The organism is Geobacillus sp. G4 (genome assembly GCF_040327975.1).
GTDB lineage: Bacteria > Bacillota > Bacilli > Bacillales > Anoxybacillaceae > Geobacillus > Geobacillus thermoleovorans.
The window spans coordinates 1-23,227 of sequence record NZ_JBEPJY010000009.1; the positions used below are offsets into that span (position 1 = coordinate 1).

24 protein-coding genes, 7 tRNA genes and 1 rRNA gene are annotated in these 23,227 nt (G+C 52.5%); 6 read left to right on the forward strand and 26 right to left on the reverse strand.

Annotated elements, in window-relative coordinates; all coding sequences use genetic code 11:
• Positions 1-336 precede the first annotated feature (336 nt).
• The 3 genes from ABS784_RS11765 to ABS784_RS11775 all read right to left on the reverse strand — a co-directional run bounded on the left by ABS784_RS11765 (position 337) and on the right by ABS784_RS11775 (position 3,320).
• The gene (locus ABS784_RS11765) at positions 337-927 is read right to left on the reverse strand and encodes a CBO0543 family protein (RefSeq protein WP_033012734.1); all 591 of its coding nucleotides are present in this window, start codon (positions 925-927) and stop codon (positions 337-339) included.
• A gap of 365 nt (positions 928-1,292) precedes the next feature.
• Positions 1,293-2,969, reverse strand: a complete 1,677-nt coding sequence (locus ABS784_RS11770) for an ABC1 kinase family protein (RefSeq protein ID WP_011231246.1) — start codon at positions 2,967-2,969, stop codon at positions 1,293-1,295.
• A gap of 51 nt (positions 2,970-3,020) precedes the next feature.
• Positions 3,021-3,320 carry a phasin family protein gene (locus ABS784_RS11775; protein WP_011231247.1) on the reverse strand — a complete coding sequence of 100 codons (300 nt, stop codon included), beginning with the start codon at positions 3,318-3,320 and terminating at the stop codon, positions 3,021-3,023.
• 146 nt (positions 3,321-3,466) lie between these two features.
• On the opposite strand from ABS784_RS11775, the gene ABS784_RS11780 reads away from it, so the two are divergent.
• A complete protein-coding gene (locus ABS784_RS11780) occupies positions 3,467-4,315 on the forward strand; it encodes an MBL fold metallo-hydrolase (protein ID WP_042381124.1) in 849 nt (282 codons plus the stop codon).
• Between the two features lie 229 nt (positions 4,316-4,544).
• Here ABS784_RS11780 and ABS784_RS11785 read toward each other — a convergent pair.
• The 9 genes from ABS784_RS11785 to ABS784_RS11825 form a co-directional block, all read right to left on the reverse strand.
• Positions 4,545-4,618 (reverse strand) — tRNA-Ile (locus ABS784_RS11785).
• An 18-nt stretch (positions 4,619-4,636) separates the two neighbouring features.
• Positions 4,637-4,718, reverse strand: a tRNA-Tyr gene (locus ABS784_RS11790).
• Between the two features lie 10 nt (positions 4,719-4,728).
• Positions 4,729-4,801 (reverse strand) — tRNA-Thr (locus ABS784_RS11795).
• A gap of 151 nt (positions 4,802-4,952) precedes the next feature.
• Positions 4,953-5,045, reverse strand: a tRNA-Ser gene (locus tag ABS784_RS11800).
• Positions 5,046-5,062: 17 nt separating this feature from the next.
• Positions 5,063-5,145 (reverse strand) — tRNA-Leu (locus tag ABS784_RS11805).
• 6 nt (positions 5,146-5,151) lie between these two features.
• A tRNA-Ala gene (locus ABS784_RS11810) sits at positions 5,152-5,223 on the reverse strand.
• A gap of 4 nt (positions 5,224-5,227) precedes the next feature.
• Positions 5,228-5,302, reverse strand: a tRNA-Val gene (locus ABS784_RS11815).
• Positions 5,303-5,311: 9 nt separating this feature from the next.
• Positions 5,312-5,428: ribosomal RNA gene (rrf, locus tag ABS784_RS11820) — 5S ribosomal RNA — on the reverse strand.
• Positions 5,429-5,770: 342 nt separating this feature from the next.
• Positions 5,771-5,860, reverse strand: a complete 90-nt coding sequence (locus ABS784_RS11825) for a putative holin-like toxin (RefSeq protein WP_021322622.1) — start codon at positions 5,858-5,860, stop codon at positions 5,771-5,773.
• 310 nt (positions 5,861-6,170) lie between these two features.
• Between ABS784_RS11825 and ABS784_RS11830 the strand changes: the two genes are divergently transcribed.
• Positions 6,171-6,803, forward strand: coding sequence for a DUF2238 domain-containing protein (locus ABS784_RS11830; protein ID WP_042381123.1), 633 nt, complete (start codon positions 6,171-6,173; stop codon positions 6,801-6,803).
• A 44-nt stretch (positions 6,804-6,847) separates the two neighbouring features.
• On the opposite strand, the gene ABS784_RS11835 is transcribed toward ABS784_RS11830, so the two are convergent.
• A complete protein-coding gene (locus ABS784_RS11835; protein WP_015374881.1) occupies positions 6,848-8,518 on the reverse strand; it encodes a DUF6044 family protein in 1,671 nt (556 codons plus the stop codon).
• A gap of 199 nt (positions 8,519-8,717) precedes the next feature.
• Between ABS784_RS11835 and ABS784_RS11840 the strand changes: the two genes are divergently transcribed.
• Entirely contained in the window at positions 8,718-9,335 is a 618-nt protein-coding gene (locus tag ABS784_RS11840; protein WP_044731374.1) for a sulfite oxidase-like oxidoreductase, read from the forward strand.
• Between the two features lie 93 nt (positions 9,336-9,428).
• On the opposite strand, the gene ABS784_RS11845 is transcribed toward ABS784_RS11840, so the two are convergent.
• Positions 9,429-10,649 (reverse strand): threonine synthase, encoded by a 1,221-nt coding sequence (locus ABS784_RS11845; RefSeq protein WP_352512578.1) that lies wholly within the window; start codon positions 10,647-10,649, stop codon positions 9,429-9,431.
• A gap of 302 nt (positions 10,650-10,951) precedes the next feature.
• Here ABS784_RS11845 and pepT point away from each other — a divergent pair, with 302 nt between their 5' ends.
• Positions 10,952-12,187 carry a peptidase T gene (gene pepT / locus ABS784_RS11850; RefSeq protein WP_011231254.1) on the forward strand — a complete coding sequence of 412 codons (1,236 nt, stop codon included), beginning with the start codon at positions 10,952-10,954 and terminating at the stop codon, positions 12,185-12,187.
• Between the two features lie 169 nt (positions 12,188-12,356).
• Here the strand turns inward: pepT and ABS784_RS11855 are convergent, their stop codons facing one another.
• The 3 genes from ABS784_RS11855 to ABS784_RS11865 form a co-directional block, all read right to left on the reverse strand.
• On the reverse strand, positions 12,357-13,979 hold the full coding sequence (locus ABS784_RS11855) for a bifunctional metallophosphatase/5'-nucleotidase (protein ID WP_352512580.1): 1,623 nt from the start codon (positions 13,977-13,979) through the stop codon (positions 12,357-12,359).
• Positions 13,980-14,244: 265 nt separating this feature from the next.
• The gene (locus tag ABS784_RS11860; RefSeq protein WP_020279617.1) at positions 14,245-14,553 is read right to left on the reverse strand and encodes an ammonium transporter; all 309 of its coding nucleotides are present in this window, start codon (positions 14,551-14,553) and stop codon (positions 14,245-14,247) included.
• A 310-nt stretch (positions 14,554-14,863) separates the two neighbouring features.
• A complete protein-coding gene (locus tag ABS784_RS11865; protein WP_011231257.1) occupies positions 14,864-15,289 on the reverse strand; it encodes an OsmC family protein in 426 nt (141 codons plus the stop codon).
• A 175-nt stretch (positions 15,290-15,464) separates the two neighbouring features.
• On the opposite strand from ABS784_RS11865, the gene plsY reads away from it, so the two are divergent.
• Positions 15,465-16,058, forward strand: a complete 594-nt coding sequence (gene plsY, locus ABS784_RS11870; protein WP_011231258.1) for a glycerol-3-phosphate 1-O-acyltransferase PlsY — start codon at positions 15,465-15,467, stop codon at positions 16,056-16,058.
• Between the two features lie 28 nt (positions 16,059-16,086).
• Entirely contained in the window at positions 16,087-17,451 is a 1,365-nt protein-coding gene (locus ABS784_RS11875; protein ID WP_020279614.1) for an RsmF rRNA methyltransferase first C-terminal domain-containing protein, read from the forward strand.
• Between the two features lie 74 nt (positions 17,452-17,525).
• Here the strand turns inward: ABS784_RS11875 and ABS784_RS11880 are convergent, their stop codons facing one another.
• The 9 genes from ABS784_RS11880 to ABS784_RS11920 form a co-directional block, all read right to left on the reverse strand.
• Positions 17,526-18,101 carry a YpmS family protein gene (locus tag ABS784_RS11880; protein ID WP_044731377.1) on the reverse strand — a complete coding sequence of 192 codons (576 nt, stop codon included), beginning with the start codon at positions 18,099-18,101 and terminating at the stop codon, positions 17,526-17,528.
• Positions 18,098-18,880 (reverse strand): SGNH/GDSL hydrolase family protein, encoded by a 783-nt coding sequence (locus ABS784_RS11885; protein WP_020279612.1) that lies wholly within the window; start codon positions 18,878-18,880, stop codon positions 18,098-18,100. Before ABS784_RS11885 ends, ABS784_RS11880 begins: the two co-directional genes overlap by 4 nt.
• A 74-nt stretch (positions 18,881-18,954) precedes the next feature.
• Positions 18,955-19,527 carry an SCO family protein gene (locus ABS784_RS11890; RefSeq protein WP_044731378.1) on the reverse strand — a complete coding sequence of 191 codons (573 nt, stop codon included), beginning with the start codon at positions 19,525-19,527 and terminating at the stop codon, positions 18,955-18,957.
• Positions 19,528-19,581: 54 nt separating this feature from the next.
• Complete coding sequence (locus ABS784_RS11895; RefSeq protein WP_255209653.1) at positions 19,582-19,881, reverse strand: DegV family protein; 300 nt, start codon at positions 19,879-19,881, stop codon at positions 19,582-19,584.
• 4 nt (positions 19,882-19,885) lie between these two features.
• Positions 19,886-19,984 (reverse strand): DegV family protein, encoded by a 99-nt coding sequence (locus tag ABS784_RS11900; protein ID WP_231584432.1) that lies wholly within the window; start codon positions 19,982-19,984, stop codon positions 19,886-19,888.
• A 175-nt stretch (positions 19,985-20,159) separates the two neighbouring features.
• Positions 20,160-20,411, reverse strand: coding sequence for a YpmP family protein (locus tag ABS784_RS11905; protein ID WP_011231264.1), 252 nt, complete (start codon positions 20,409-20,411; stop codon positions 20,160-20,162).
• Positions 20,412-20,517: 106 nt separating this feature from the next.
• Positions 20,518-21,789 (reverse strand): threonine ammonia-lyase IlvA, encoded by a 1,272-nt coding sequence (gene ilvA, locus ABS784_RS11910; RefSeq protein ID WP_011231265.1) that lies wholly within the window; start codon positions 21,787-21,789, stop codon positions 20,518-20,520.
• A gap of 315 nt (positions 21,790-22,104) precedes the next feature.
• A complete protein-coding gene (locus ABS784_RS11915; RefSeq protein WP_011231266.1) occupies positions 22,105-22,548 on the reverse strand; it encodes a YndM family protein in 444 nt (147 codons plus the stop codon).
• A 179-nt stretch (positions 22,549-22,727) separates the two neighbouring features.
• Complete coding sequence (locus tag ABS784_RS11920) at positions 22,728-23,222, reverse strand: dihydrofolate reductase (protein ID WP_033006160.1); 495 nt, start codon at positions 23,220-23,222, stop codon at positions 22,728-22,730.
• Positions 23,223-23,227: the final 5 nt, after the last annotated feature.

Below are 23,227 nucleotides of genomic sequence, written 5' to 3' on the forward strand. Positions count from 1 at the left end.
TTGTTCGGTCTTCCGTCACGCCTTAGCGTGACGGAGGCAAGCCTATGGCTTGCCTTCGACAGTCAAAAATGGATGAGCCACTTTTCCGTCAAGGATATGTGAAACGATTTCGTTGCATCTATATAGTTTCGCTCCAGCCAGATCAAAATCCTGCCCAGCCAATAGAAAAAGGAAAAAATCATCGATCTTTTTTGCACAGCGCCCACACACCCTAGGCCGGCCACAACAGACGCAAACTTGAACATCATATTCATCGCCTACGCATCGATCCGCTTTCTCGTCCGCATCCAGACATTCTGTTTGCTGGCTGTCCGAACATGGATGGCCTGCTGCCAGTTATTTTATGTTCCACCCGGCGTACACCCCAGCTAAAAAAACGGTAGTCATGGCAATCGCATGGACGATCATCCATCCCCACCGGCCGTAGCGGAAAGAGGAAGCCGCAAGCGGAGAGCGCGCTTTTTGGGGGACGATTTTTCCGCCCATCCACTCAAAGAAAAGCAAATACAGCCACCAGGCGGTGTATGAATCCCACACATCCCACTGTTCCTTATAATCAATCAGAGGGTGCGGCGATACAAGAGCAACCAACTCGAACAACATAATCAACTGCACCATCGCAAAGTAAAACGGCAACTTCCATGCCCAGCTTTCCGGACTGTACTTGACTCCAAACAAAACGAAAAACGGAATGACGGTTGCCATTTCAACGAGCGGAATCGGTGTATAAGGAACGAGCTTAACAGGGAAGGAGTAAAAGCCTGCATAGACAAACGCAAGGCAAAGAACGATGCCTGTCACCGCACTGAATGCATACAAAACCGCATATCTCCGTATATGCCGTTTGGCGATCCAAAAACTTCCCGCTATACTCAACATGACCGCTGCCAGTTCCACCATCCAAACAACAGGAAGAGAAACCGTCATCATCGATCCTCCCTAACCCATTTCCCACTCCCTAAACGCAGTCTCAGACAGCACTGTTAGTATAATTCAAAGTGTGGAATTTATTCCGGCGCCCCCACCGGCTTTCCACCCCATCAAGCTGTCTAGCATGGCTTAACAAACGTGCTTCGTGCAAATTTATTATTATTGATGAAAAAAGGGGGTGTCCCAAAAGGACTGGGACACCCTCTCTCATCGCTATATATAAGCACCATCCGCTTCTCTGTCACACTATATATTGTGTCTTTCTTGAGGAGAGATCGCCTTTTGGGTCAGCCCCTTTCATGGATCGGACTGCATCAAACTTTCAAGAATCTCCGAAAAAAGAAATCATTGCGCAACAAACGCTAAAATTTTCCCGAACGAAAAATCGAGTAAAGCAGCCAACCGAACAGAAAAGCGGACGCGCCTAATCCGATTTCAACAGCGGGAATCTTCCACAGCAGCGTCGACGGCCGCCCGAGCGAGGAAGCGATCATCAGCCCGGCAAGGACGATGCTCAGCGAAAGAAGAACGATGCTAAACGACAGCCGGTTCGTAATCTGATCGAGCTTCTTTAGCAGCGTTTCCAAATCAGGCGCCGTGATTTCCAGCCGAAGCTTGCCGTGCCGCATCATTTTCGTCCATTCCTTTACGCTGTCCGGCAAGCGAAGCAGCCATTCACCGTAGTCGAAAATCCGTTTCCACGCCGTTTCCGCTACACGGTCAGGCCGAAGACGCTCTTTCATCAGCTTTCTCCCAAACGGTTCGGCCACATCCATGATGCGAAACTGCGGATCAAGCGTCTCCACGACCCCTTCGACCGTCAACAGCGCTTTCCCTAACAGCGTCAAATCGCTTGGGATGCGAATGCCATGGCGAAACGCCACCGAAAGCAAATCCTCGACGGCTTCCCCAAGACTGATCTCACCGAGCGGGACGCGGTAGTATTTCTCCCGCAACTCGTCAATATCATCGCGCAATTTTCCTTCATCGACTCCGTCAGGAACAATTCCTAAACCGTAAATCGCACCCAACACCCCATCCGTGTTTTGCCGCATTAAGGCGATGATGAGTGAAGAAAGATGATGTTTGACATGAGGTCGAAGGCGGCCCATCAAGCCAAAGTCAATGAAGGAAAGCGTTCCATCGTCAAGAACAAATACATTGCCAGGATGAGGGTCGCCATGAAAAAATCCATGCTCAAACATTTGTTGAAAGGTTGCTTCAGCCAAACGCTCGGCGATCGTTTTTAAGGAGTGGCCGTTCGCTTTCAACCGCTCGATCTCCCCGAGTTTGATCCCTTCGACATATTCCATCGTGAGCACTGTTTTCGTCGTATAATCCCAAAACACCTTCGGGACATACACCGACGAATCGCCGGCAAACTGCCGTGCAAACCGTTCCGCATGGCGCGCCTCGACTGTATAATCCAGCTCCTGCCGTAATGAACGCGCCAGTTCATCGACAATCTCAGACAATTGGTAGGTTGCCGCCCAATCGAGACGGCGTTCCGCCAGCACGGCCAAATCTTGCAAAATTTCCAGATCCGTCTCCACCCGCGCAGCGATGTGCGGGCGCTGCACTTTCACCGCCACGGCCTGTCCGGAAGGAAGAACCGCCCGGTGCACTTGTCCAAGCGAAGCGGCAGCGAGCGGCATTTCCTCAAATGAACGAAAGAGTGTTTCCAGCGAACTTCCAAACTCCGCTTCGACAATCCGGCGGACATCGGCAAACGGAAACGGCGGAACTTGGTCTTGCAGCTTTTCGAGCTCACTGATGATCGGAGCGGGAATCAAATCCGGCCGTGTGCTGGCAATTTGCCCGAGCTTCACGAACGTCGGGCCGAGCTCCTCAAGCACAAGGCGGAGCCGCTCCCCAACCGTTTTTCCTTCCTTTTTCCCTTGCTCCGCTTTCCATCGCGGCGGCAACGAAAGAAACGACGAAAAGCCGAGTTCATCGACGATCATCCCGAATCCGTGCCGAAGCAAGGAGGCGGCGATTTCGTGATACCTTCCTATATGGCGCATCCGTTTTCCGATCATCGAGACATCTCTCCTAAGGCGGCAAAAAGCGAGCGGACAGGCCGCATCGGTTTACTGCCCGCTTTGTTCCTTTTCTTCAAGACGGCGGATTCGCTCCTCGAGTTGCCGCACGTCTTCTTTCGTCGCCAAGTCGAGTTTATCGATCACCTGCTTGATTTGCTCGCGTACAAGCCGCTGCACTTCCGTTTTCCGCGCTTCGGTCTGCTGTTTCCATTGATCGATCACTTCCTTCGATTCGTCAAGCGACAATTCCCCTTTTTTGACTAACTCGTCAATGATTTTTTCCACTTGTTCTTTGCTTGCAATCGCCAATCCCAGCCCGAATGCCAATCCTTTCTTCAAAATGCTCATTCGTTTGTAGCCTCCTTGTGCCATTGTGTTTTCCTTATTGTACCATTCTTTGGCGATCCATGTCGAGCTAGACGGCAGCTCTTTTGTATAGGAGACAGGTCGATGCGGCATGCTATCGTTGGACAACGATTCAAAGGAGGGGTTTGATGGCCGACGAACCATTGCATTACGGAGAAGACTATCATTTTATTCACGCGACGTCTGTGGCAAGCGGTGTCGGCGTCAGCGTGCTGCCCGATTTGTACTGCCATACGATCCAAATCGTGAACATTTGTCTTGTCGGCCGCCCGGACGACCACGCGTTTGTATTGGTCGACGCTGGCATGCCGGGATCGGCTGATGACATTATTTCCGTTGTGGAACAACGGTTTGGAGAGGGCAGCCGCCCGCAAGCCATTGTTTTAACCCACGGCCATTTTGACCACGTTGGAGCGATTGTTGAGCTTGTCAAGCATTGGAATGTCCCGGTGTATGCCCATCCGGCTGAACTGCCGTATTTGACTGGAAAGGCGAGCTATCCTGAACCTGACGCTTCCGTCGAGGGCGGCTTCATCGCCAAAATCTCGCCGTTTTTTCCGAACGAGCCGATTCAATTAGGCAACCGCGTCCAGCCGCTCCCTGCGGACGGCACCGTTCCGCACTTGCCGGAATTTCGCTGGATCCACACACCGGGGCACACGCCAGGCCACATTTCGTTATTTCGGCCGCGCGACGCCGCTTTAATCGCCGGCGACGCGTTCGTCACCGTCCGCCAAGATTCACTGTATAAAGTGTTGACCCAACAAATCGAAATCAGCGGCCCGCCGCGCTATTATACCATCGATTGGCGCGCCGCCCGCGAGTCGGTGCGCAAGTTAGCCGCACTCTTTCCGTCAGTCGCCATCACCGGACACGGTGCTCCTGTCGCCGGCAAAGAGCTGCGTGAAGGGTTGACAAAACTCGCCCGTGATTTTGACCGTATCGCTACCCCTGATTATGGGAAGTACGTCCATTAGGCAAACGGACTATCGTTCCGTGAACGGCTTCTAGTTTTGTTTGAAGCGGAAGTTTCTCTGCTAAAACCACTTTCAAGTAAAAACCAAGGGAGGGTGTCTGAACGGGGGCACCCTTTCGTTGACATGTAAAAGTCAGAGGATTCTCCATGGAGATGGTAGAGCACATTATGCCTTTAGCGACAACGCAAAAAAGACGACAAGAATCATTCTTGTCGTCCAACATAAGAGATGGGCCTAAGTGGACTTGAACCACCGACCTCACGCTTATCAGGCGTGCGCTCTAACCAGCTGAGCTATAGGCCCGCTTATAAGAAATAAAAATGGAGGGGGACGGATTCGAACCGCCGAACCCAAAGGGAGCGGATTTACAGTCCGCCGCGTTTAGCCACTTCGCTACCCCTCCGTAATCGTGATGCCGACTGCAGGACTCGAACCCGCAACCTACTGATTACGATTCAGTTGCTCTACCAATTGAGCTAAGTCGGCATAAAATAAATGCAAGAAGGTGGCTCATTGTTGTGCTCTGTGCCTCTTCCTCTACAAGCTGTTTCGAGGAAGCAGGATGCGTCGAGGCAACTCGAAGCCGACTCGACGAAGCAGGTGCTCGTCTCTACCAATTGAGCTAAGTCAATATTTATGGCGGAGGAGGAGGGATTCGAACCCCCGCGGGCTGTGACACCCCTATCGGTTTTCGAAACCGACCCCTTCAGCCAGACTTGGGTACTCCTCCATAGCTGTTTGGAGCGATGCGGTCGAGAGGACTTGAACCTCCACGGGGTTGCCCCCACTAGGCCCTCAACCTAGCGCGTCTGCCATTCCGCCACGACCGCATACAATGGAGCGTAGGGGATTTGAACCCCTGACCTCTTCGCTGCCAGCGAAGCGTTCTCCCCCTGAACTAACGCCCCATGATGGTGGAGTATACTGGGATCGAACCAGTGACCCCCACGCTGTCAACGTGGTGCTCTCCCGCTGAGCTAATACTCCACGTTGTTTGCCTAGCAGCGACCTACTCTTGCAGGGGCGCTGGCCCCAACTACCATCGGCGCTGGAGGGCTTAACTTCCGTGTTCGGGATGGGAACGGGTGTTTCCCCTCCGCTATCACCTCTAGGCAATGGCGACGATTTCTATTATAAAGCAATCCAAAAGTTTGTCAAGTTTTTTTGTATCTTTATATTTCAGTTCCTTCAGAATCGGAACGACAATGTAAAATTTACTATAAAAAAATGAAAGAGTCAACCCTCTTTTTCATTTTTTTCGATCTTCACTGTCCCTTTCTCTAAAGTTCTTGTCATCCCCTTCTTTATACGCGTATAATAAAGAAGAAGGAACGTACAATAAAGCAGGGCATTGGCGGCCACCAATGCCCTGTCCATACACAGCCGCTGCAAGAAGCGCAGTGGCCCAAGCCTCGGGCATCGTAACCTACCCTCGCCTCGGCCTAGCAGGGTGGGTTACTTTTTGTCTTTGGATACGGCGATCACCGCGACGATGAGTGACGCAAACGCAATCATGAGCGTCAGCGCGTCGGCAATCGACATCATCAGCACCACCCCCTTTCGTTCAGGGAGTGGCCACTGCCCACCCTGCATATGGCTGTGCATGTTTCATTATACCATCAAATCAAACAAATGCGAATATACATTCGCGTCCTCGTTGAAAATTAGGAATGTTTCCCTACCCGAGGTATCCCCCCCCCACCTTGCCTGTTACTTCGCGCCGCATCTTCACGGCCCCTTCCTCTCTGGTTCTTATAGCCCGCTGAAACTCCGACGTTTTCATCAAGCGCATAAAATCCGCGTTTTTCCGAATAATGATCATAGACGAATCTCGCTGTTCCAAGGAGGAAAAAAGGTGGAACAAGCAAGGCAAACCCGCATTCATGGGCTGTTGTTGCTGATCGTCGCTGCTGTGTTCGTTTGGTCGGCCATTCGTCCAACCAGCTATGCGGTGTGGGCGCTTGAGGTCGCCCCAGCGCTTGTGGGGCTTGTGATCGTGATGGCCCTGTATCAACGCTTCCGGCTGACAACGATGTCGTATGTCATCATCGCCATGCTGGCGGTCCTCATGTTGATCGGCGGCCATTATATTTACTCCAAAGTTCCTTTTTTTAACTGGATCAAAGATGCGTTCCATTTCGAACGCAACCATTACGACCGGTTTGGCCATTTCCTCAAAGGGACGTTCGCCATCGTCCTAAGGGAGATTGTACTGCGGAAAACGCCGCTGTCGCGCGGCCCTTGGCTTTTCACGATCGTCACAAGCATGTCGCTCGCCATCGCCGCCCTGTATGAAATCATCGAATGGCTCGTCTCCATCATCTCCAAAGGAGGAAAGGCATCGAAAGACTTTTTGGGCACACAAGGCGATATTTGGGACACCCAATGGGATATGGTATGCACATTGATTGGGACACTGATTGCCCTATGGCTGCTCTCAAGGTGGCACGACCGGCAACTTGCGCGGTTGGATCAGCCCCGTAGCTAGGCTCGTAAAACAGCGGCTTCTCTTTTCAAGAGAAGCCGCTGTTTTCAATTCACCTTATACAAATAAATCGTCCACGCCGACTCATCGGACGTGAATACACGGTCCAACACGAGTCCATTTTCCGCCGCATTGTCAATCGGAACCGCCGAGAAAATATAGCGGCCGCCCATTTTTTTCAACTGTTCTGTATTCAGCTGCAAGTTCTTCAGCCGTTTTTTCGACTGTTTTGTAAACATATACCGTTTTCCAAGTTCTGCTGTAAAAATATAGCAGCGCCCGCCCCATTCGTCAAAATATGTGCGGATCGTTTTGCTTTTTTCCAGTTCACGTTCAATGATTTTGCGGAACTCGTATTTGTATGACAGCGGATAAAAGTTGTTGTACGTATCGAGCGTGTAAAACCCGTTGTATTGGGCGATGGCGGGGTGAATGCCGATGCTGACGACGCGGTAGTCGGACACCGGGAGCCCGATGTATTGCTTGATTTCTTGGAACTGTTTTTCCGCGTAAAATTGCTTCACCGTCGGCTCGTAGCGGAAGACGATTTCTTCGTTAATCAAAAACACCAAGATCACTTGGGCCGCTAGCAGCCGCTTCGCCCACTTTTCTCCTTTTTCGCTGTATTGCCATACGATTTTCAGCGCCAGCGCAAACTGCACATAAATGACAAGCGGGCGCAAAAAATGAAAGCGGGCAAAGTTAAACGTGTCCAAAAAATGAAACCGCTCGGTAAGCGGCAGCCACCCTTTATAAAACCAAAAGGCGTACCACGCCGACAGGGCGAAATTCAGTCCGAATAGGAAAAGAAATAACCGTTCTTGCTTCCATCGTTTTTTCATGAAAACGAGATACAAGGCCATCAACCAGGCCGGCAAAATAAAAAAGGTATGCTCGGTCATGACGTGATGGTGGCCGAGGATAAAGTTTTTCCACGTCAAGCGGACGCAATGCCAAAACGACAACCGGGCATGGAAGTACTCATCCCGGCTTGTCGGCTCGTCTTCCCATAAAAACGAGTACACAAGCCGGTACTCGACAAGCAAATACAACAGCGTCATGTAAGCGATGGAAGTCAAAAAGCGGATGTTCCACCCCTTCCCGCGCAGCACATCCAAAAGCCAAAGAGTGCCCATGGCGGCAAGAAAGAAAAAGAACCCGAGCACAAAGCTGGAATAAAACGGGAGAAGCGTGAGCGCGACGTAATGTTTCCACTCCCCCTCGCCTTTCCGGATGCTCAAAAACGCCCAGAGCGCAAGCGGCATGCCGAGCGTGCTTAACATCCCCGACGGCCAAAACAGCGTCAGCGCAAATGCGAGCGCCACGCCGATGCGAACAGCCATCCAACGCGGCTCGGGCAGGAAATGCGTTTTCAACAACAAATACATGCCCAAAAATGCCACCACCCTTGTGATCGTTTGGCTGAGCGCATAAGCAGTCATCGTGGGAAATAACGCGTGCAGCCAGACGATGCCGGTCAACTCCGAACCGAGGGCATTTCTTGACAACTTGCCGTTGGCGATTTGCGGAATCTTCGCGTCAAGCGGCCCGGTGATTTTTCCGCTTTCGGAGAGCACCTTATACCAAGCGATATTGGAATCCAAATTATCGTGGACGCGAATATGGGCGTTCTCGCCAAGGAGAAAGAGCGGGGACACGTAAAGGGCGATGAGGCAAAGTGCCAAAAGGAAGAGCCATCGTTCTCTTTGTTCGGCCATCGGCATCACGCTCCCGCCATAGCTGTTCTTGGCCATGAAATCCCTATTGAATACGATGTGCAATAAGAAGAAAATTATTCCATTCTTACATGACTGTCCTCAATATTGTGATGCATTAAAACCATAGCCAAGTTGCACACGCTTTATTTTCCCCTTATCATGGTATACATAAACGAATACATAGAAAGGGGAGCACACCATGCCGAAACAACTCCCTCCCGGCCAATTTGAAACCGAAAAATGGCCGATTTTGCATGAAGGGGACGTGTACGAATTTGATGAGGCGACATGGGAATTTCGATTGTTCGGCGAGGTCAAAAAGGAGGTCTCCTTCTCCTATCAAGAAGTGATGGCGCTGCCGAAAACGATTTCCACCGTCGATATGCATTGCGTCACGACATGGTCGAAATTTGATACGACGTTTGAAGGCATCGCCTTCCGCGAGTTTTTGCGCTTTGTGGAGCTAGATCCTGATGTGAAATACGTGAAAATTTACGGATATTTAAACGGCGACCGGTTCGGCTATTCGGCGAACTTGCCGCTTGAAGCGCTGATGGGCGATGATGCCTTGTTTGTCTATCGATGGAAAGACAAGCATCACGACTGGCAGGACATCTCGCCGAAGCACGGCTATCCGCTCCGTTTCATTCCGCCGGCGACGTTTTACTTATGGAAAGGGGCGAAATGGGCGTCCGGCATCCGCTTTATGAAGGAAGATGAGCCGGGCTACTGGGAAGAGCGCGGTTATTCGATGACCGCCAATCCGTTTAAAGAGGAGCGGTTTGCCGAATCGGCGGCGCGATTCCGCTTTTGGTAACCACTCGGCATCGCCTTACTGCTTTTCTGAACGGACTAACAAAAACGAGGGCTCTTTGATCAAGAACCCTCGTTTTTCAGTGCCATATTTCCGTTATCGTCCGCTCCTTAGCAGCTCATCCCCCGGCTCGAGCACCGGCGGATGGACGTCCACTGTATCGGCGTATTTCAGCCCGGTTCCGGTATTTAATACGACGACCTTCTCCCCATCACGAATCCAACCGCTCTCGCGCAACGTTCGTGCCGCCGCAAACGCCGCCGCTCCTTCCGGGCAAATGAACGCCCCTTCCAGTTTCGCCACCATCTGCTGTTGGGCCAAAATCGCCTCATCGCTGATCGCAATGGCGCAGCCGTTCGTCTCATACACCGCCTCAAGAACAAGAAAGTCGCCAAGCGCTTTCGGCACATTGATGCCAAACGCCACTGTATGGGCGTTCGGCCAAAACTCCGATTCACGTTTTTTCTCCTTCCACGCCTTGACGATCGGCGCGCAATGCTCGGCCTGCACAGCGACCAGCCGCGGCATGCGGCCGTCCACCCAGCCGAGCGCCTGCAGTTCTTTGATCGCCTTGTAAATGCCGATCAACCCGACGCCGCCGCCGGTCGGATACAAAATGACATCCGGGAGCTGCCACGAGAATTGTTCGGCGATCTCCAGCCCCATCGTTTTCTTCCCTTCAATCCGGTACGGTTCTTTCAACGTCGACGCATCGTACCAGCCGTATTCGCGGATCGCTTTGGCGACGATTTGCCCGGCATCGCTAATGAGGCCGTTGACGAAATACAATTCCGCCCCAGCGATGGCGCATTCCTTTCGCGTCAGTTCCGGCGCCTCAACCGGCATGACGACTGTCGCCTGAATGCCCGCCCGCGCCGCGTATAGCGACCACGCCGCTCCCGCGTTGCCGTTTGTCGGCATCGCGAGCTGTTTGACGCCCAATTCCTTTGCTTTAGAAATCCCAACCGCCGCGCCGCGGGCTTTAAACGTCCCTGTTGGAATAACCCCTTCGTCTTTCATGTAGAGCGCTTCAATGCCGATTTCCCGTCCTAAGCGCGGCATCGGCACAAGCGGCGTCATCCCTTCGCCGAGCGACACGATATGTTCAGGATGCTTTACCGGCAGCAACTCATGATAACGCCATAAATTCGCTTCACGTTCCCTCAGCACATCCCTCTTGACTTTTTGGCGCATCGCCTCCAAGTCGTAAGCGACAAGAAGCGGCGAACCGCATTCGCAAAGTTGATGGATTTGGTCGACATCGTATGTACGTTCACACTTCGGACAATACAGATGAGACACGTAGCTGAATGACATGGTTTGGCTTCTCCTTTCCATTTGTTTCATCCGCACGAGGCAGGAAGCACCTACTTTCGCGTTTCTGACGAGACACTGGCCTTTTCATTATACCATAACCGTCCTCTGCCGCCGGCGCCTGTAATGGCAGCGTCCGTACGCCAACTTTGGGGCATCATAGCGCCAAGTAGGAAATGGTCCCCTCTTTTTTACCGTTTGAAGCCGCATATGGTAAAATAAAACGGAAACCGCCTCTTTTTTCTCACTGCATCGGCGGAATGATTCGCTGATCCAGAAAAACTTATACATAAGGAGATGAACCAATGAAACAGGAACTCATCGAACGCTTCATCCGCTACGCGAAAGTCAACACTCAATCCGATCCAAACAGCCATACGTGCCCATCGACTTCGGGACAGTGGGAGCTGGCGAGAATGCTCGTCGAAGAGCTGAAGGCGATCGGGATGGAAGATGTGACGATCGATGACAACGGCTACGTGATGGCGACGTTGCCGGCCAATACGGACAAAAACGTGCCAGTGATCGGCTTTTTGGCTCATATGGACACCGCGCCGGAATTTACCGGAGCCAACGTCAACCCGCAATTGATTGACTCGTACGACGGCGGGGACATCGTGTTAAACAAAGAACAAGGCATCATCTTGTCGCCAAACGATTTCCCGGAGCTCGCTCACTACAAAGGGCATACGCTCATCACGACCGATGGGACGACGCTGCTTGGTGCTGACGATAAAGCCGGAATCGCCGAAATTATGACCGCGATGAACTATCTCATTCAACACCCGGAAATCAAGCACGGCAAAGTGCGCGTCGCCTTTACGCCGGATGAGGAAATTGGCCGCGGGCCGCATAAATTTGACGTTGCCAAATTCGGCGCCCAATTTGCCTACACGGTCGACGGCGGGCCGCTTGGCGAATTGGAGTATGAAAGCTTTAACGCTGCCGAAGCGAAAATCACGATCAAAGGCAAAAACGTCCATCCGGGCACAGCGAAAGGAAAAATGATCAACTCGATCAAAATCGCCATGGAGTTCGAGCAGCAGTTGCCAGCCCATGAGGCGCCTGAGCATACGGAAGGATATGAAGGGTTTTACCATTTGCTTTCGTTCCAAGGCAGTGTAGAGGAAACGAAGCTTCATTACATCATCCGCGACTTTGACCGCGAACAGTTTGAGGCTCGCAAAGCGAAAATGAAAGAGATCGCGGCTTCGCTTGCGCAAAAATATGGAAACGACCGAATCACTCTCGAAATCAACGACCAATATTACAACATGCGCGAAAAAATCGAGCCGGTGCGCCACATTGTTGACATCGCCCACGAAGCGATGACGAACTTGGGCATTGAACCAAAGGTGAAACCGATCCGCGGCGGTACAGACGGGTCGCAGCTCTCCTACATGGGGCTGCCGACGCCGAACCTTTTCGCCGGCGGCGAAAACTTCCACGGCCGCTACGAATACATTTCCGCCGACAATATGGTGAAAGCGGCCGAAGTGATCGTGGAGATCATCAAGCTGTTCGAGCAAAAAGCATCTTGATCTGCGGAAAAACTCTCTTGAACGATCTTTTTTCGATCGTCCAAGCACAAGCGGCTGCAAGCCCGCCCATTAGGAGTAAAGAAAAGGTGTCCCGAGTCTTTTGGGGACACCTTCTTCATTAGATAAGCGACCGTTCGCCCTTCCATCCTTTTTCCTCGGTCAACACCTGTTACGGAAGCCGGTTGATCCGCCCCTCGATCCGTGCTGAGAACGGTTGCTCAAGACCGCGAATATACGAGACAAGGGCATCCAAATCGACCGAGCCGACCTCGCGGTTTGTCCCATGCGTCAACACCGTGAACCCATCGCCGCCGTCGGCGAGGAAGCTGTTGACTGTCACCGTGTACTCGGCGTCCGGTTTTAGCGGTGTGCCGTCAGGAAGCTGAATGTCAATGACTTTTTCTCCGACCGGCTTGCTGGCGCTCCATGTATAGCGGAGGCCGGAGATTTGCAGCATGCGCGTTTGGGTTGGCTGCCATTGTTGATTCAAAAGCTGGCGGATTTGCGCGCCGGTGAGCGTCATTTTCACGAGCTGGTTGTTGAACGGCTGAACGTTGTACAATTCGCCCCACGTCACTTCGCCTTGTTCAATATCGGCGCGAATGCCGCCCGGGTTCATAAAGGCAAAATCGGTTTTCATCGCCGCCCGCTGGGCATCGGCGATCAAATTGCCCAAGGCGGACTCGCCGCTTTCGTTTTGTTCATCGGTGATCGTTTCGGTCGCTGTGCCGACGACTTGATTGACAAGCGGCGCCACTTTCGCTTCATATTTTTCGACGAGGGCACGGATTTCCGGGTCCGGAGTGATGCCGTCATGATAGGTCGTCACGATCTCCGCTTTTTTGGCGACGACGTCTTTCGTACGCGGGTCGATTTTCAAATCGACATCAGAAAACGCCGTGCCGTACGAATACGACTGAACGAGCAGCTTGCCGTCCACAACCGCATTTAAATAGGCATGGTTATGACCGGCGAAAATCACATCGACTTCATCATCGACATTTTTGGCGATATCGACAATTTCCCCGCTTGCGTTTGTCCCATCCGGATTGGATACGCCTGGGTTATGGGCGAGAACGACGATCGTTTGCACCCCTTTTTTCTTCAGTTCCCGGACCGCTTTGTTAATCGCTGTTGCTTCATCGATGAACTTGACTCCCGCGACGCCGCTTGGCGTCACAATCGTTGGTGTTTCCGTGAGCGTGACGCCGATCAATCCGATCGGCATGCCGTTGACCCGCTTAATCACATATGGCGGGAGAATCGGCTTTCCCGTTTGCGCATCAACGACGTTGGCGCTCACGTACGGAAAATCTGCTCCGGCGAAATCGCCGGTCGCCGGGTGATATCCGCCATGGATCAAGCGGAGCATTTCCGCTACTCCTTCATCAAACTCATGGTTGCCAAGGGTGCCGACGTCAAAGCCGAGCTTATTGAGCACTTCGATCGTCGGCTCGTCCTCTAGCAGCGCCGATACCGGCGGGCTGGCGCCAACCGCATCGCCGGCATGGACGAGCAGCGTATTTTTGTTTTCCGCCTCCCGCTGTTTCAAATAAGCGGCTAAATAATCAGCCCGTCCAACTTCCCGCCCGCCGACTTTTCTCGTCACATTCAACTGGCCGTGGAAGTCGTTAATGCCTAACAGCTGCACCTCAATATAACGGTGCGAAGAAGCAGGCGGCTTCCCCTTGCTTTTCCCGTTCCCTGCCGCCCCAACTGGAGCCGCGGCCAGCACCGCTGCAGCAGCCAATGCGGATAGCACCCGTCTTCCCCATCGTTTGGAATTCTTCATTCCCGGTTCCCCTTTCTCTCGCCTTCTCGTTCACTCCCATTATATCCTTGCGAGTCAGTACAATGATAGAGCAGAAAGGATGATTTCTCGTAAATATTTTGTAAATTCACAACTGACTGTTGAGAACAACAGAAACAAAAAAGACCGCCCGATAGAGTCTGTTGATCGGACAGCCTTTCCCTTTTAGCTCGGTGGACAGCCTGCCGTGGGGCGGGTGTTCCCAAGAATCTCCCACCTCGAAGCACAAGCGTAGGTGGGAGAGCGTTCAACCGACCGCGTTTTTCTTGTTTAACGGAGCAACGCGAATGCCGGTCGTCTCCTCAAAATCGTACAACCCGCCCGGGAGATCGGCAAACCGCTCGAGTTCATTGTAAGCCGGAATGCCGTGGTACGCCATATCGAGACCTTCTTCTTCCTCACGCTCTGTCGCCCGGAGCCCGACCGTGCTGTCGCACACATTCGCGATGAGCGCACCGCTGACGAAGCCCCAAACGATGACTGTCAACGCGCCAAGCAGTTGGGTGATGAACAACGACGCATGACCGGTCGTTTTCCGGCCGGATGATCGCTTCAATTTTTTTCATGTTTCCCGCCGCCCCCCTCAACCGTTTCTTGTGTAATAAAACATAACGTATTTATGTTAAAAATTATAACAACTAAAAGAGATGTGTCAAGTATGAGGACAAAGTTTTTTTGCGCGCCGCCTATCGGGCATAACTCGAAGGAAAGCGGATCGGCAGGGTGTCCATCCAAACGACTGATCGCCGTTATCCGTTCTAACACAAAAAAGGTGTTCCGCAAACGATCGGAACACCTTTTTCATCGTATTGTCATTCGACGCTATGCCACGCGAAACGGCCATGAACGTCAAGCCCTTCTCCTTGTTAGATCGTCTCCTTCCCGCGCACGCCGTTGATCGAATAGCTCGCTGTAATGGCGGCATTTAACGAATGGGAAACGGAACAATATTTTTCTTTTGACAACCGAATGGCGCGGACGACCTTGTCTTCCGGCAAATCGCCTTCGAGCGCGTAATGAATATGAATCTCTGTAAACCGCTTTGGGTGGTCATCGGCGCGCGTTCCTTCGACTTCCATCGAAAACGCGCGGACATCAAGCCGCATTTTCCGCAAGATCAAAACGATGTCAATGCCGGTGCAGCCGGCTAAGGCGTGAAGCAAAAGCTCCATCGGCCGAGCGCCTGAATCGTTGCCGCCGACGTCTTTCGCGGCGTCGATCGGAATCACCACACCGGAAGCGCTTTGGCCGCTGAATGACATGTTTCCGTTCCATACAACCGTCGTTTTCATCATGGTCGCTCCTTTCTCATCTGTCCGGGGTCGGACGGACTTTCCGACAGCCCGTTTCTTCTTTTCAGTTTAGCGGCTATGTCCTTGAAATGCAAAATTCCTGTCTACCGTTTTCGCTCATGCATGTTAAAATAGAAACATGCACAAACTTGTTGAGTAAAGGGTGTTTGATTCGATGACCGCACTCATTTTGCTTCTTGCTTATCTTCTCGGCTCGATTCCGTTTGGCCTTCTTGTCGGGAAAATCGGCTACGGGATCGACATCCGCGAACACGGGAGCGGCAATCTTGGGGGAACAAACACGTTCCGCGTGCTTGGGGCGAAAGCGGGAACGATCGTCATTGTCGGCGATATGCTAAAAGGGACGCTGGCGGCGAGCTTGCCGATGCTTTTTTCCGTCCCCGTGCATCCGCTTTTGGCCGGGGCGATCGCCGTGGTCGGCCATATGTATCCGGTGTTCGCCAAATTCCGCGGCGGCAAGGCGGTGGCGACATCAGGCGGGGTGATGCTGTTTTATTCGCCGTTGTTCTTTTTGTCGCTCATCGCCGTGTTTCTTGTCGTCTTGGCTGTTTCACGCTACGTCTCCCTGTCATCGATGGCCGCGGCGCTGTATGCGGTCGTGTACACCGTCTTTTTCACGGACGACATTCCATTGACGGTGGCGGTATTGTTGCTCGCTTCGTTTATCTTTTATCGTCATCGCGCCAACATTCAACGCATCTTGAACAAAACGGAGCCAAAAGTGAAATGGCCAGGCAAACGCTCATGACGACGGACGGAGAAAGGAGTTTGCTGCGTTGAGATTGCCGGAAGCATTTGTCGCGAAAATGAAGAAGCTGCTTGATGAAGAAGCAGACGAGTTTTTCGCTGTTTATGAAAATGAAAAAATCAACGGCTTGCGCGTCAATCCGTTGAAAACCGACCCGGGCGCATGGGCAAAAACGGCGCCCTTTTCCCTTTCCCCGGTGCCGTTTTGCCCGACCGGGTTTTATTATGAGCCGGACGAACAGCCGGGAAAGCATCCGTACCATGCGGCCGGCCTGTATTACATTCAAGAACCGAGCGCGATGGCGGTCGCCGAAGCGCTGCGTCCCGCCCCTGGGGAGAGGGTCCTTGACTTGTGCGCCGCCCCTGGCGGGAAAACGACCCAGCTTGGAGCGATGATGGAAAACAAAGGGCTGCTTGTCGCCAACGAAATCCACCCGAAACGGGTCAAAGCGCTCGCAGAGAACGTCGAACGGTTCGGCTTGACGAACACCGTTGTCGTCAATGAAACTCCCGAGGCGCTTGCCGAGCAGTTTCCGGGCTTTTTTGACAAAATTTTAGTCGACGCCCCCTGTTCCGGCGAAGGAATGTTTCGCAAGGATGAAGAGGCCGCTTCGTTTTGGAGCCCGGCTTATGTGGAAGAATGTGCGGCCAGACAGCGGCGCATTTTGGAAAGCGCCTATGCGATGCTGAAAGAAGGCGGCATTCTCGTCTATTCCACGTGCACGTTCTCTCCGGAGGAAAACGAACAAACGATTGAATGGCTGCTTGAGACGTACGAGGATTTGCAGTTGTTGCCCATTGCGAAAATCGGCGGCATCGAGCCAGGGCGGCCGGAATGGACGAAAACCAATCGATCCGATCTCGTACACACCGCCCGCCTTTGGCCGCACCGTCTGAAAGGGGAAGGGCATTTTGTCGCCAAACTGCAAAAACAGCGGCCCACCTCACCTTGGCGAGGGCGGTGGGCGAAATCGAGCGCGCCAAAAGCCGCTATCCGCCTGTATCGCCAGTTTGAACAAGAGGCATTGCGGACAGAGCGAGACGGCACGTTCGTGTCATTTGGCGCCCATTTGACTGTGTTGCCCGAGCGTTGCCCGGATTTGTCCGGTTTGAAAATCGTCCGCGCCGGGTTGCACTTAGGGGATGTGAAAAAAGAGCGGTTTGAGCCGAACCATGCCCTTGCCTTGGCGTTGCGGACAGAGGAAGCGAAACATGTGCTTGACCTATCGAGCGCGAGCCGCGAAATCGTCCAATATTGGCGCGGCGAGACGCTTTCCACCGGCGGCGACCGCGGTTGGCTGCTTGTGGCCGTGGATGGATTTCCGTTCGCCTGGGGGAAAGAAGTGAAAGGAACGGTGAAAAACTTTTATCCAAAAGGGCTCCGTCTCATCTGAAGCATCGGAAAAGCGGGTGACAAAGAAGCTCCTAACCGCAAAAAAGACTGTCCTGCACACGCGGACAGTCTTTTTTACTGGTGCTGCTTCGTCGGAATTGTTAAGGTAAACACGATCTCATCGGCGGCCAAATCGATTTTTTTTGCCGCCACCTGATAACCGTTGCCAAAGCGAATGTCCGTGAGCGCGACGTAGACGCGGGTGTGCTCCGGGTCAATCGCCACTTCATCCGGCAGCGGGGCGTGCTTTTGTAAGTAGCGAAGCACATACGTCACTGGCAGCTTCCAGTCGCCGAGCGAAATCGTCGGCTCCGTGAGCTCGACATTCCCTCCTTTGATTACTTTGGGCACAAACGAGACGACAAGTTCGACCGAGCGGCCTAAAATGGGGATTTCGCTTGAAACATAGACGCGATCGGCGAGCCAAACGCGGTATTGCAGCGGATGGCCTTTCGTTTTTTCTGCCAAATAGTCGTTCATGATGGCGTTCAAATGCGCTTTCTTCGAGTAAACAGTAAATGAGGCTCCTTCGACATCCGGATGCGCCGGCCGTTTCACCGGCGGAGACGGCTTAAGCAGCCAGGCGGCGGCTAAAACAATGACCGCCGCGTTGACAGCCGCCAACATCCAAAACGCTCGTTTCCAATTCATTGCAGCAATCTCCCTATCCACCATTCTTTTCGTTCCTTTAACGCTTCATACACCCGTATGGCCATCTGTTCGTATCCTGCGGCATTCGGATGAAACTCATCGCGGTAGAGCAAATCATCGCGGTCAGCAAAAATGTCTTGGATATCGACAAAAATCGTTCGCTCATACCGTGAAAGCACTGCCAGGCTGGCGCTGTTCCACTCAGCGATGACATCATCGATTTCCGGAATGTTCGGCAACGTGCTCGAAAACGGGTTGTATAAGCCGACGAGCACAACGACGGCATCGGGGTTCACCGTGCGCAATGATAGAATGAGATGGTCCAATCGAGAGGCAAATGCCTTTGCCTCTTTCACAAACCGTTCGTGCGACAAATCAAAAAAATGTGAACGGACGACATTCATCACATCATTGCCGCCGATCGTGACAAGGACGAGATCCGCTTGGCTGATTTCCCTTTCATGCGCCTTGATGACTGGCTTGAGCTCCACAATGCGCCGGCCGCGTTTTCCTAAATTCGTCACGGTGACCGTCCGCACTCCGTCTTCTGCCGAAAGGAGCGGGACAAGGCGGCCAACATAGCCCCCTTTCCCTTCGCCATCCCCGACTCCTTCCGTCAACGAATCGCCCAAAGCGACCAAATGTATATCTTTCGGAAGCGGCTTTGCTTCCGTCTGCTTGACGGCGGCTTCATGCGGGCGCTCCGGCTTTCCGCCCGCCGAAAGCGACACGCATCCGGCGAGCAGCCAGCAGCACAACAACCATCCCCACCGTCTCATTGTTTGACACCTGCCTTTTGCCGCAACAAGGGGAAAGACGAAAAGAAGGCAAAAAGGCGGTAGCCGTTTTTGCCTCATTGCGACGACTGCACGATTTTGATATGCTCTAAAATCGTTTCGTACGGCACATCTTGCACGCCGCTGTACGTCTGAACCACTTTTCCGTCCGGCCCGACCAAATAAAAGCTGGTGCCATGCACGACTTGATCGCCATTGGCCGGCTTTTGCACGATCGTTTTAAAGCTTTTTTGCGCCAGCTCGCTGATTTCAGACGGGCTGTATCCGGTCAGCAAATGCCAGTTTGATAGGTCGTCTGTAAATTGTTTCGCATACGCCGCCAGTTTTTCGGGCGTATCGACTTCCGGATCAACGCTGAAGGAGACAAACTCGACATCCAGTCCTTCTTTCTTTGCCATTTGTTTTAATTTCGCCATATGGGCCGTCATCGGCGGACAAACGGTCTCGCAGTTTGTAAAAATAAAATCGGCGACCCACACTTTTCCTTTTAAGTCGCGAAGCCCAAACGGCTTGCCCGTCTGATCGACAAACGTAAAGTCCTCCACCGGCCAGTTTTTGGCGTCCGGAATCGTTTTTCCGCACGCCGCCAGCAAAAGAACAACGAGAAAAAGCGCGATTCGTTTCCACATCGATGGATCCTTCCTTTTCGACAAAAATATGTTGATGCCGCACAACAACGGCGTTTATTCATCAAGCGCCGCTTCCTCCGTGTAGTACATGAGCGCCAACGCCCCAGGATCGGTGTGAATGGAAATGACCGTCGTTGTTTCAACGATGTCAATCGGTGAATAGCCGATGATGTCTGTCACCGCTTCCTTGAGCCGCTCCGCCCACCGAGGAGCATCGGCATGGTCGATGGCGATTTTCTCTACCCGTTTGGCCCCTTGTTCCTCGACAAGACGGCCCGCCAAATGGGACACCGCTTGCGAAAAGCTGCGAACCTGGGCAACCGGCGTATACAGCCCGTCAACCAGAGCGGCGATCGGCTTATGTCAAATGAAGCGGAACGACTTCAACGCCGTGCTCGGCAAGCACCGAAAACAGCACATCGACCGTTGAGTCGGTTACAATTTTGATTGGTTTCATTCGCTCACTCCTAATACTGATGATCTCGTTTCCATTATATAATGAAACCGGCAAAAATCCTACCTAAAAACGTCCATGAGCAAGCTTGGCTCATCCCCAAGCAGGAACATCGCCCATTATGAACGATACCGGCAGAAAAAAAGTTGTTTTGCCGCCAAGGGCAAAACAACAACAGTCATGCATTATGCTTTAACGCCGTTTCTTTAAAGATCTGTTCATATACCGGCCATTTCAGCACTTTCTTCAAATGTTCGCGGAACGAGTAAACGGAACGGTTTGTTCTCGACCGATACACTTTTGCAATAAACGCCTCCAAGCGCAGTTGGACCATGAATCGGTACGTATTCTCTTCCTCCAATACTGGAATTTCGATAATCTTGACCTTCTGCCCATACGCGTTTTGAAACTCGAGGCTTTTGAATAGCAAAATATCAATCCTCTTTTTCACCGATTTACTTTTATTATACACCAATCCGGTGAAAAAGTATGTCGGAATGCGGCGAATTTGTTCCGACTTTTTTCGTCTTTTTTCGTTAGATCAATAAATGGAACAAGTTCGGGTCTTTGTTCACTTCTTGGAACGGGAAGCCTTTTTTCTTCATCCGCTCGATGAGCGGCGCGTAGTCTTCGCGCCGTTTCAGTTCGATGCCGACGAGCGCCGGTCCGCTTTCTTTGTTGTTTTTCTTCGTGTATTCAAACCGGGTGATGTCATCGGTCGGCCCAAGCACTTCATCCAAAAACTCACGCAACGCCCCAGCCCGCTGCGGGAAGTTGACGATGAAATAGTGCTGCAGTCCTTCGTAAATCATCGAACGCTCTTTGATTTCCTGCATCCGGTCGATGTCGTTGTTGCCGCCGCTTATGACGCAGACGACTGTTTTGCCTCGGATTTGTTCCTTGTAAAAATCAAGCGCGGCGATCGGCAGCGCCCCTGCCGGTTCAGCGACAATGGCGTTTTCGTTGTACAGCTCCAAAATCGTCGTGCATACTTTTCCTTCCGGAACGACGACGATGTCATCAAGCACCCCGCGGCATAAGGCGAATGTCTTTTCCCCGACCGTCTTGACGGCAGCGCCGTCAACGAACTTGTCGATTTCATCGAGCGTCACCACATGTCCGCGCTCGAGCGCCGCTTTCATCGATGGGGCGCCAGCCGGCTCGACCCCGATGACTTTGGTGGACGGAGAAATGCTTTTCACATACGTCCCTAGTCCGGCCATCAATCCCCCGCCGCCGATGCTGGCGAACAAAAAGTCGATCGGTTCATCACAGTCGTTTAACACCTCGACGCCAATCGTCCCCTGTCCGGCAATGACGTATTCATCATCAAACGGATGGATGAACGTCCGCCCTTCCGCCTCGGCGCACTTCACCGCTTCGTTGTATGAATCGTCAAACGTGTCGCCGACAAGCACGATCTCGACCATGTCTTTGCCAAACAGCTGCACTTGCGACACTTTTTGCCGAGGCGTCGTCGCCGGCATATAAATTTTCCCGTGCACGCCAAGCGCCCGGCATGAATAGGCCACCCCTTGGGCATGGTTGCCGGCGCTGGCGCATACCACCCCGTTTCTCCGCTCCTCATCGGTTAAATGCTTCATCCGGTTGTACGCCCCGCGCAACTTAAACGAACGCACGACTTGCAAATCCTCGCGCTTTAAGTAGACATTGCACTCGTAGCGCTCGGATAACAGCGGATTTTTTTGCAGCGGCGTATGGAAAACAACATCCTTCAGCGTATGATACGCGATCAAAATGTCCTCGACGTATACCGCCCCTTGCTTCCGTTTCAGCTGTTGTTCCATGCTCTCGTTCCCTTTCTTTTCTAAGTTGTCTTTGATTTGTAGATTATATCACAAATCCGCAAAAAGAAAAGGGAATTTTCGAAAAGTTTTTGAGTGAAGATGGGCTGGCTCGCGATCATCGCGATTATCCCGCTTTACCGGACGCTTCCGCCGACCGGATTCACGCTTTTGGACTGACGCCATCCGATGAGCGCCGTCCTTCCTGCTCGAAACCTCTCTCTAGCCGTCCTGCCAGACGGCAACGCGGCGAATTGTGCAGCATATGTACGGCGAACTACTTCTTCATGCGCAAGCGGACAGAAAAAACGACCGGCGCTATGCCCGGTCGTCCTCTTTTTTGAACTCTTCTTCCTCGGCAAATTCCGTCGCCCATCTTCCTTCATCATACCAGCGGTGCGCTTCTTCCCGTCTTGCTTCTTCGTGCACATGGTTTTCCATATACAAATGGAAAAACGCTTCAACCGCCCCGATCGCCAAGGCGCTGAAAAACGCGCCGTATGCCATGTTGACGGACGGGGCAATGAGGGCAAAGCTGACCGGCCAAATAAGCAAAAAGGAAAGCGGCACGTCAAGAGCGGCAGCGACAAAATGGCCGACGCGCGGCAACACGAACAGATCGCCGATCATATAAGAAACAAGCGCCGTCACGATCGTCATGAGTGAAATCAAGGAAAGCGGGGCATCGAAGATCGTAAACATCGAAAACAAGACGACGCTCCAAGCAGCGAGCTTGACGACAAACGGAACGATATGTTTCATCGTCTTCCTCCATTTCCATTGTGGTTCTATTGATTATCGTTCCTTTTTCGCCCCGCTTCTATGCAGAAACACGTTTTCAAAATGTTCGGATCTCAAACAAAAAGACGCCCCGTTTTGGGGTCGTCTTCGCAAACGTTTCGTACGCCAACGACAAACGCATATCCATGCCCGTGTCCCATCTATTTCGCCTTTTTCCGCTCATAAATGATAAAGGCGTGTTCATACGGATTCTTTTCATCTTTCCCTCCTGGCGTATAGGAAACGATTTCCCATTCATCGTCAGAAATGGGCGGATAAAACGTATCGCCGGGGAAGGAAGCAAAAATTTTTGTCACATACAGCCGGTCGACAATCGGCATCGTCGCCCGAAACAGTTCGGCCCCGCCGATGATAAACACTTCATCAGCGCGCGATGCGATCCATTGCTTGACTGCCTCGAGCGAATGAAGCACAAGGCAGCCTTCCGGGCGAAACGAGCGGTTGCGCGTGACAACGACGTTATCGCGGCCGGGAAGCGGCCGACCGATCGCTTCAAACGTCTTGCGCCCCATCACGATGGCATGGCCCATTGTCACCCGTTTAAAATACGCCAAATCGGCCGGCAAATGCCAAGGCAAGCGGTTGTCTTTGCCGATCACCCGGTTTTCATCCATTGCCACAATGTGCGAAATCATCGCGT

Coding starts and splice junctions, on each gene's coding strand:
- ABS784_RS11835 (WP_015374881.1), bottom strand. CDS start 8,518: ATGGCCGAACAAAGAGAACGATGGCTCTTCCTTTTGGCACTTTGCCTC.
- ABS784_RS11865 (WP_011231257.1), bottom strand. CDS start 15,289: ATGAAAACGACGGTTGTATGGAACGGAAACATGTCATTCAGCGGCCAA.
- ilvA (WP_011231265.1), bottom strand. CDS start 21,789: ATGGAACAACAGCTGAAACGGAAGCAAGGGGCGGTATACGTCGAGGAC.
- ABS784_RS11880 (WP_044731377.1), bottom strand. CDS start 18,101: ATGAATTGGAAACGAGCGTTTTGGATGTTGGCGGCTGTCAACGCGGCG.
- ABS784_RS11825 (WP_021322622.1), bottom strand. CDS start 5,860: ATGATGTCGATTGCCGACGCGCTGACGCTCATGATTGCGTTTGCGTCA.
- plsY (WP_011231258.1), top strand. CDS start 15,465: ATGACCGCACTCATTTTGCTTCTTGCTTATCTTCTCGGCTCGATTCCG.
- ABS784_RS11840 (WP_044731374.1), top strand. CDS start 8,718: ATGCCGAAACAACTCCCTCCCGGCCAATTTGAAACCGAAAAATGGCCG.
- ABS784_RS11855 (WP_352512580.1), bottom strand. CDS start 13,979: ATGAAGAATTCCAAACGATGGGGAAGACGGGTGCTATCCGCATTGGCT.
- ABS784_RS11915 (WP_011231266.1), bottom strand. CDS start 22,548: ATGAAACATATCGTTCCGTTTGTCGTCAAGCTCGCTGCTTGGAGCGTC.
- ABS784_RS11780 (WP_042381124.1), top strand. CDS start 3,467: ATGGCCGACGAACCATTGCATTACGGAGAAGACTATCATTTTATTCAC.
- ABS784_RS11770 (WP_011231246.1), bottom strand. CDS start 2,969: ATGATCGGAAAACGGATGCGCCATATAGGAAGGTATCACGAAATCGCC.
- ABS784_RS11885 (WP_020279612.1), bottom strand. CDS start 18,880: ATGAGACGGTGGGGATGGTTGTTGTGCTGCTGGCTGCTCGCCGGATGC.
- ABS784_RS11900 (WP_231584432.1), bottom strand. CDS start 19,984: ATGAAACCAATCAAAATTGTAACCGACTCAACGGTCGATGTGCTGTTT.
- ABS784_RS11765 (WP_033012734.1), bottom strand. CDS start 927: ATGACGGTTTCTCTTCCTGTTGTTTGGATGGTGGAACTGGCAGCGGTC.
- ABS784_RS11890 (WP_044731378.1), bottom strand. CDS start 19,527: ATGTGGAAACGAATCGCGCTTTTTCTCGTTGTTCTTTTGCTGGCGGCG.
- ABS784_RS11920 (WP_033006160.1), bottom strand. CDS start 23,222: ATGATTTCGCACATTGTGGCAATGGATGAAAACCGGGTGATCGGCAAA.
- pepT (WP_011231254.1), top strand. CDS start 10,952: ATGAAACAGGAACTCATCGAACGCTTCATCCGCTACGCGAAAGTCAAC.
- ABS784_RS11775 (WP_011231247.1), bottom strand. CDS start 3,320: ATGAGCATTTTGAAGAAAGGATTGGCATTCGGGCTGGGATTGGCGATT.
- ABS784_RS11845 (WP_352512578.1), bottom strand. CDS start 10,649: ATGTCATTCAGCTACGTGTCTCATCTGTATTGTCCGAAGTGTGAACGT.